Annotated in this window: 7 protein-coding genes and 1 pseudogene; 4 read left to right on the top strand and 4 right to left on the bottom strand. The window is 73.0% G+C overall.

Going from position 1 to position 6,585, the window contains the following annotated elements:
- Positions 1–138 precede the first annotated feature (138 nt).
- Positions 139–759, bottom strand: coding sequence for a TetR family transcriptional regulator (locus tag GT045_RS13690; protein WP_161294650.1), 621 nt, complete (start codon positions 757–759; stop codon positions 139–141).
- Positions 760–978: 219 nt separating this feature from the next.
- Here GT045_RS13690 and GT045_RS13685 point away from each other — a divergent pair, with 219 nt between their 5' ends.
- The 3 genes from GT045_RS13685 to GT045_RS13675 are packed head-to-tail and all read left to right on the top strand — an operon-like array spanning position 979 to position 4,213.
- Positions 979–2,409, top strand: a complete 1,431-nt coding sequence (locus GT045_RS13685; protein ID WP_161334324.1) for a glycosyltransferase family 4 protein — start codon at positions 979–981, stop codon at positions 2,407–2,409.
- The gene (locus GT045_RS13680; RefSeq protein ID WP_161334323.1) at positions 2,403–3,149 is read left to right on the top strand and encodes a class I SAM-dependent methyltransferase; all 747 of its coding nucleotides are present in this window, start codon (positions 2,403–2,405) and stop codon (positions 3,147–3,149) included. Before GT045_RS13685 ends, GT045_RS13680 begins: the two co-directional genes overlap by 7 nt.
- On the top strand, positions 3,146–4,213 hold the full coding sequence (locus tag GT045_RS13675) for a prenyltransferase (protein WP_161289887.1): 1,068 nt from the start codon (positions 3,146–3,148) through the stop codon (positions 4,211–4,213). Before GT045_RS13680 ends, GT045_RS13675 begins: the two co-directional genes overlap by 4 nt.
- A 4-nt stretch (positions 4,214–4,217) precedes the next feature.
- Here the strand turns inward: GT045_RS13675 and GT045_RS13670 are convergent, their stop codons facing one another.
- A complete protein-coding gene (locus tag GT045_RS13670) occupies positions 4,218–4,508 on the bottom strand; it encodes a hypothetical protein (RefSeq protein WP_161289890.1) in 291 nt (96 codons plus the stop codon).
- Between the two features lie 140 nt (positions 4,509–4,648).
- On the opposite strand from GT045_RS13670, the gene GT045_RS13665 reads away from it, so the two are divergent.
- The gene (locus GT045_RS13665) at positions 4,649–5,215 is read left to right on the top strand and encodes a hypothetical protein (RefSeq protein ID WP_161289893.1); all 567 of its coding nucleotides are present in this window, start codon (positions 4,649–4,651) and stop codon (positions 5,213–5,215) included.
- 14 nt (positions 5,216–5,229) lie between these two features.
- On the opposite strand, the gene GT045_RS13660 is transcribed toward GT045_RS13665, so the two are convergent.
- Together GT045_RS13660 and GT045_RS13655 are read right to left on the bottom strand one after the other, a co-directional pair.
- Positions 5,230–6,240, bottom strand: coding sequence for an LLM class F420-dependent oxidoreductase (locus GT045_RS13660; RefSeq protein ID WP_161334322.1), 1,011 nt, complete (start codon positions 6,238–6,240; stop codon positions 5,230–5,232).
- Positions 6,241–6,344: 104 nt separating this feature from the next.
- Positions 6,345–6,585, bottom strand: a pseudogene (locus tag GT045_RS13655) (hypothetical protein); the annotation flags it as partial.

Here is a 6,585-nt window from a genome sequence, read left to right as displayed (position 1 = left end):
CGCGGCCGACCCGTGTCCGCGGCCCCGCGCGGCCGACCCGTGTCCGCAGCCCCGCGCGGCCGGGATCCACGCCCTCACGGAGTCCCGACGGCGCTGTTCCTCGGCCGCTGCCGCTCGGACCGCCGCAGCGTGCGCCGGTCAGCCGCGCGGGGCCGGCTCGGTCAGGTCGATCAGACGGCACACCGTCTCGATGTCGATCTTCACCTGGGCGATGGAGGCGCGGCCGGAGAGCCAGGTGATGAGAGCCGAGTGCCAGGTGTGCTCGATGACCCGGACCGCCGACAGCTGCTCGGGAGTGGGATCCGCCTGCCCCATCGCGTCCAGGATGATCACGGTCGTCTGGCGCGAGACCTGGTCGACCTCCGGCGAGACGCTGCGGTCGGCGAAGGTGAGCGCCCGCACCATCGCGTCGGCCAGGTGCGGCTCCCGCTGCAGCGCCCGGAAGGCCCGCATCAGCGTCTCCGCCACCCGTTCGGACGCCGTGGCGCCCGCCGGCGGCTTCTTCCGCAGCGTGCCGTGCATGTGCTCCAACTGGTCCTGCATGGTGGCGACCAGCAGATGCACCTTGGACGGGAAGTAGCGGTACAGCGTGCCGAGGGCCACCTGGGAGGACTCGGCGACCTCACGCATCTGCACGGCGTCGAACCCGCCCCGGCTGGCCAGCTGGGCGCTGGCGTGCAGGATCCGGCGGCGGCGCGCCTCCTGCCGCTCGGTGAGGGGCGGGGCGGCCGGACGCGAGGTGCTGGCTTCCGCAGGCATGGGTCCCGTTCCGTGACAGTCGGTGAGGGTGTCTGTAGGGCTCGTGATCAGCCGGCACGGCAGGGCCGCGTGCCGTGGCGCGAATCACCTGATCCACTGCTCACAGCGCTCCTACCTGCCGGTAGATTCAGAGCCTCCTGGACGATCAAGTCTGAAACTTGTTCTAGATTAGCGTCCCGTCGTAGTCTCGCGGGAGTGCAGGCAGAAGGGGGCGCCGGAGTGACCGCTGAGGCCCGGGAAGCGGGTGCCGACCAGGAACCCGCGGCCGGTCGGGGTCCCTCCCGCCCGAGCGCGGCCGGGGGCGGGGAAGAGCGACCGCTCGACATCGCGCTCCTCACCTACAAGGGCAACCCGTTCTGCGGGGGCCAGGGTGTCTACGTACGGCATCTCTCCCGCGAACTGGCCCGCCTCGGGCACCGCGTGGAGGTCATCGGCTCCCAGCCGTACCCGGTCCTGGACGAGGGCCTCGCCGGCCTCACCCTCACCGAGCTGCCCAGCCTCGACCTCTACCGCCAGCCCGACCCCTTCCGCACCCCGAAGCGCGACGAGTACCGGGACTGGGTCGACGCCCTGGAGGTCGCCACCATGTGGACCGGCGGCTTCCCCGAGCCGCTGACCTTCTCGCTGCGCGCCCGCCGGCACCTGCGCGCCCGGCGCGGCGAGTTCGACGTCGTCCACGACAACCAGACCCTGGGCTACGGCCTGCTGGGTGACATCGGCGCCCCCCTGGTCACCACGATCCACCACCCGATCACCGTGGACCGGCAGCTGGAACTCGACGCGGCCGACGGCTGGAAGCGCCGCTGCTCGGTGCGCCGCTGGTACGCCTTCACCCGGATGCAGAAGCGGGTCGCCCGCCGGCTGCCCTCCGTCCTCACCGTCTCCGGCAGCTCCCGCCAGGAGATCGTGGACCACCTCGGCGTCCGCGACGAGCGGGTCCACGTCGTCCACATCGGCGCCGACACCGATCTGTTCGCGCCGAATCCCGCCGTCGCCGAGGTCCCGGGCCGGATCGTCACCACCTCCAGCGCCGACGTGCCGCTCAAGGGCCTGGTGTTCCTCGTGGAGGCGCTCGCCAAGGTCCGCGCCGAGCACCCGGCCGCCCACCTCGTCGTCGTCGGCAAGCGGCCCGCGGAGGGCCCGGTCGCGCAGGCGATCGAGCGGTACGGTCTCGAAGGCGCCGTCGACTTCGTCAAGGGCATCTCCGACGCCGAACTCGTCGACCTGATCCGCTCCGCCGAGGTGGCCTGCGTGCCCTCGCTCTACGAGGGCTTCTCGCTGCCGGCGGCCGAGGCCATGGCCACCGGCACCCCGCTGGTCGCCACCACCGGCGGCGCGATCCCCGAGGTCGCCGGCCGGGACGGCGAGACCTGTCTGGCCGTACCGCCCGGCGACGCGGGCGCGCTGGCCGCCGGTCTGAGCCGGCTGCTGGCGGACCCGGCGCTGCGGGCACGGCTCGGCCGGGCCGGCCGCGAACGGGTGCTGGACAGGTTCACCTGGGCCCGCGCCGCGCAGGGAACGGTGGCCCACTACCGCGAGGCCATCGCCCGCTCCGCGGGCCCCCGCCGCGCCGAGGCTCCGTCACCGGGCCGCTCCGCGGCCCCGGCAAGTGTTGCAGGCGTCTCCTCCGAAAGCAGGGCCACGTGCTGACCGTCGACTTCTCCCGGTTCCCGCTCGCCCCGGGCGACCGCGTCCTGGACCTCGGCTGCGGGGCCGGCCGGCACGCCTTCGAGTGCTACCGGCGCGGCGCCCAGGTCGTGGCCCTCGACCAGAACGCCGAGGAGATCCGCGAGGTCGCCAAGTGGTTCGCGGCGATGAAGAAGGCCGGGGAGGCACCCGAGGGCGCCACCGCCACCGCCATGGAGGGCGACGCCCTCGCCCTGCCGTTCCCGGACGAGTCCTTCGACGTCGTCATCATCTCCGAGGTGATGGAACACATCCCCGACGACAAGGGTGTCCTCGCGGAGATGGTCCGCGTGCTCAGGCCCGGCGGGCGCATCGCGATCACCGTGCCGCGCTACGGCCCCGAGAAGGTCTGCTGGACCCTGTCCGACGCCTACCACGAGGTCGAGGGCGGCCACATCCGCATCTACAAGGCCGACGAGCTGGTCGCGAAGGTCCGTGAGGCGGGCCTGAAGCCGTACGGCAGCCACCACGCGCACGCCCTGCACTCGCCGTACTGGTGGCTGAAGTGCGCGTTCGGTGTCGACAACGACAAGGCGCTGCCGGTGCGGGCGTACCACAAGCTGCTGGTCTGGGACATCATGAAGAAGCCGCTCGCCACGCGGGTCGCCGAGCAGGCGCTGAACCCCCTGATCGGCAAGAGCTTCGTGGTCTACGCGACCAAGCCGCACCTGCCGCGTGTCTCCGGTGAGGCGGCCGCCGAGTGACCACTCCCCGGACAGAACACCTCGTCCTGCCCGGGGTCCTCACCGCCGAGCAGGCCGCCGCGACCGTCGCCGGCATCCTCGCCGTACAGCGGGAGGACGGCGCGATCCCCTGGTTCCGCGGACACCACCTGGACCCCTGGGACCACACCGAGGCCGCCATGGCCCTGGACGCGGCCGGCGAGCACGACGCCGCCGAGCGCGCCTACACCTGGCTCGCCCGGCACCAGAACGAGGACGGCTCCTGGTACGCCGCCTACGCCGACGGCGCCCACGACGACGTCACCGACCGCGCCCGCGAGTCCAACTTCGTCGCCTACATAGCCGTCGGCGTCTGGCACCACTACCTGTCCACGGGCGACGACACGTTCCTGGACCGGATGTGGCCGACCGTCTACGCGGCCGTCGAATGGGTGCTGCGGCTGCAGCAGCCCGGCGGGCAGATCGGCTGGCGCCGCGAGGACGACGGCACGCCCACCGCCGACGCCCTGCTGACCGGCAGCTCCTCCGTGCACCACGCGCTGCGCTGCGCGCTCGCCATCGCCGAACAGCGCGAAGAGCCGCAGCCGGACTGGGAGTTGGCCGCAGGGTCGCTGCGCCATGCGATCCGCCGCCATCCCGAGCGCTTCCTCGACAAGGACCGGTACTCGATGGACTGGTACTACCCGGTCCTCGGCGGCGCCCTGACCGGCGCCGAGGCCAAGGCCCGCATCGAGGAGTCCTGGGACCGGTTCGTCGTCCCCGGGCTCGGCGTGCGCTGCGTGGTCCCCAACCCCTGGGTGACCGGCGGCGAGTCGGCCGAACTCGCCCTCGCCCTGTGGGCGGTGGGCGAGTCCGACCGGGCTCTGGAGATCCTCCAGTCCATCCAGCACCTGCGCGATCCCGGGACCGGCCTGTACTGGACGGGCTACGTCTTCGAGGACGACGCGGTGTGGCCCCGCGAGCTGACCACCTGGACGGCGGGCTCCCTGCTGCTGGCCGTGGCCGCGCTGGGCGGCCACGACGCCACGTGCGCGGTGTTCGGCGGCGAACACCTGCCGGCGGGTCTGGCCCCGGACTGCTGCTGAGCGCTCAGTGCCGGTGCATGCGGTTGGCGATGGCGTGGCCGACGAAGAGGTACACCACGGCGGCCAGGCCGTAGCCGGCGACCACCCGCGCCCAGGCCTCGTCGAACGTGAAGAGGTCGTGTGACCAGCCGGCCAGCCAGGAGGCCGCGTCATGGACGAACTGGACCAGGCTGTTCGCCCGGTTCGCGTCCAACAGGTACATCAGGATCCACAGGCCGAGTATGAAGGCCATGATGTCGGCGACGACCGCTACGGCCGTCCCCGCCTGATTCGCGCCAGTGCGATATCGAGACATGGTCTTCGGATTGCCGGTTCCCGGGCGGTGAAACCGGGCCGGGCACCCGAACGGCTTCCCCCGGGTGGCGCACGCGCCCGCCCCGGGTGAGGCTGCCGGAGGAAACAGACCGCTCGGGGAGGACACGTCCGGAGGACCACGTGCCCGTACCGATACGGCGCCTCTTCGTGGCGCTCACCCTGTGCTGTGCCCTGGTGGCCGGTGCCACCGCCTGCGGCACCGAGAAGAGCAGTACGAAGGACTCCGCGGCGGCGCAAGCCGTCCCTGCCGCGGACTCGCCCAGCCCGTCCGCGTCCGCCGAACACCAGAAGCTGGCCAAGACCAGGTTCGTGGCGAACGCGGGCCTCGCCGCAGGCGCGACCTACCAGTGGATCGTGAAGCCCTGGAAGGCCGGCAAGTTCAAGAAGGGCGCCAAGGGCCGCAAGCTGGCCCTGGTGAAGGCCGGTCTCGCCGGCGCCTTCGCCTACAACCGGCTCAAGGCGGCCCAGAAGAACGCCCAGGGCGATCCGCTGCTCGCCAAGGCCATCGCGCCGCTCGGCTCCGGCATCGACGCCCTGAAGGACCTGCCGTCCAAGCTCCGCAAGGGCGACGGGAACGCGGCGGGCTCCTTCGACGACGTCATCAACCAGGTGAAGGGCGCGGGGCAGGACGCCGGCGCCCCCGTCAAGAACCAGGTGCCGTCGGCCTCCCAGCTCTCCAAGGGCTAGAAGGCCGGGCGGGGCTAGCGGTTCAGCTCCGCCAGCACCCTGAGCGTGTGCGGGTCCGGTGACAGCGCCAGCAGGTCCGTCACCGGGCCCGCCCGCCATGTCTGCAGCCGCTCGGCGATGCGGGCGCGCGGGCCGACCAGGGAGATCTCGTCGGCGAAGTCGTCGGGGACGGCGAGCACGGCCTCCTCCCGGCGCCCGGCCAGGAACAGCTCCTGGACGCGGCGGGCCTCCCGCCCGTAGCCCATGCGGGCCATCAGGTCGGCGTGGAAGTTGCGGGCCGCGTGCCCCATCCCGCCGATGTAGAAGCCGAGCATGGCCTTCACGGGCAGCAGCCCCCCGGCCACGTCGTCGCAGACCTCCACCCGGGCCATCGGCGCCACCAGGAACCCCTCCGGCAACTCCCGCACCACGTCCCCGTACACCTCGGGCCGGCTCGGCGCCCAGTACAGCGGCAGCCAGCCGTCGGCGATGCGGGCGGTCTGGGCGACGTTCTTCGGGCCCTCGGCACCGAGCAGGACGGGGAGGCCGGGGCGCAGCGGGTGGGTGACGGACTTCAGCGGCTTGCCGAGGCCGGTGCCGTCCGGTCCGCGGTAGGGGAGGGGATGGAACCGCCCGTCCACCTGGGCCGGCCCCTCCCGGCGCAGCACCTGCCGTACGACGTCCACGTACTCCCGGGTCGCGGTCAGCGGCGACTTCGGGAACGGGCGGCCGTACCAGCCCTCCACCACCTGCGGCCCGGAGAGCCCGAGTCCGAGCAGCACGCGCCCGCCGGAGAGGTGGTCCAGGGTGAGCGCGTGCATCGCGGTGGCGGCCGGTGAGCGCGCGGCCATCTGGGCGACCGCGGTACCCAGCTTGATCGTCGAGGTCTGGGCGGCGATCCAGGTCAGCGGGGTGAAGGCGTCCGAGCCCCAGGACTCGGCCGTCCACACCGAGTCGTAGCCGAGCCGCTCCGCCTCCCGGGCGAGCGGCACATGGCCGGCGTCCGGGCCGCGCCGCCAGTAGCCGAGAGCGAGACCGAGCCGCATGCGTCCGCCTCCTGACGATCCGTCAGATATCAGCCGGGAGGCGACTGTACGGCAACGGCCCCCCGCCCGGAAGGGCGAGGGGCCGGTACGGCGGTGTGCGGGGCTCAGCCGCGCTGGATGCCGGAGGTGTCCTGCAGCACGCCCCGGCGGCCGTCCTGGGTCTGCGCGACCAGCGCGGCACCGCGCTGCTCGACGGCCAGGTACCAGGTGCCCGGCGCGAGTTCGGCGATGGGGGCCGACGAGCCGTCCTCCGCAAACAGCGGCCGGGGCACCGGCACGGCGAACCAGAAGGGCGAGAAGTCCCCGGCCGCGGGCTGCGCCGCCGGGGCGCCGTGCGCGGCGGCC

Origin of the sequence: Streptomyces sp. SID486 (assembly GCF_009865385.1) — a bacterium.
In the GTDB taxonomy this organism is placed as follows: Bacteria; Actinomycetota; Actinomycetes; order Streptomycetales; family Streptomycetaceae; genus Streptomyces.
This window is presented reverse-complemented; position numbering and strand designations above follow the sequence as displayed.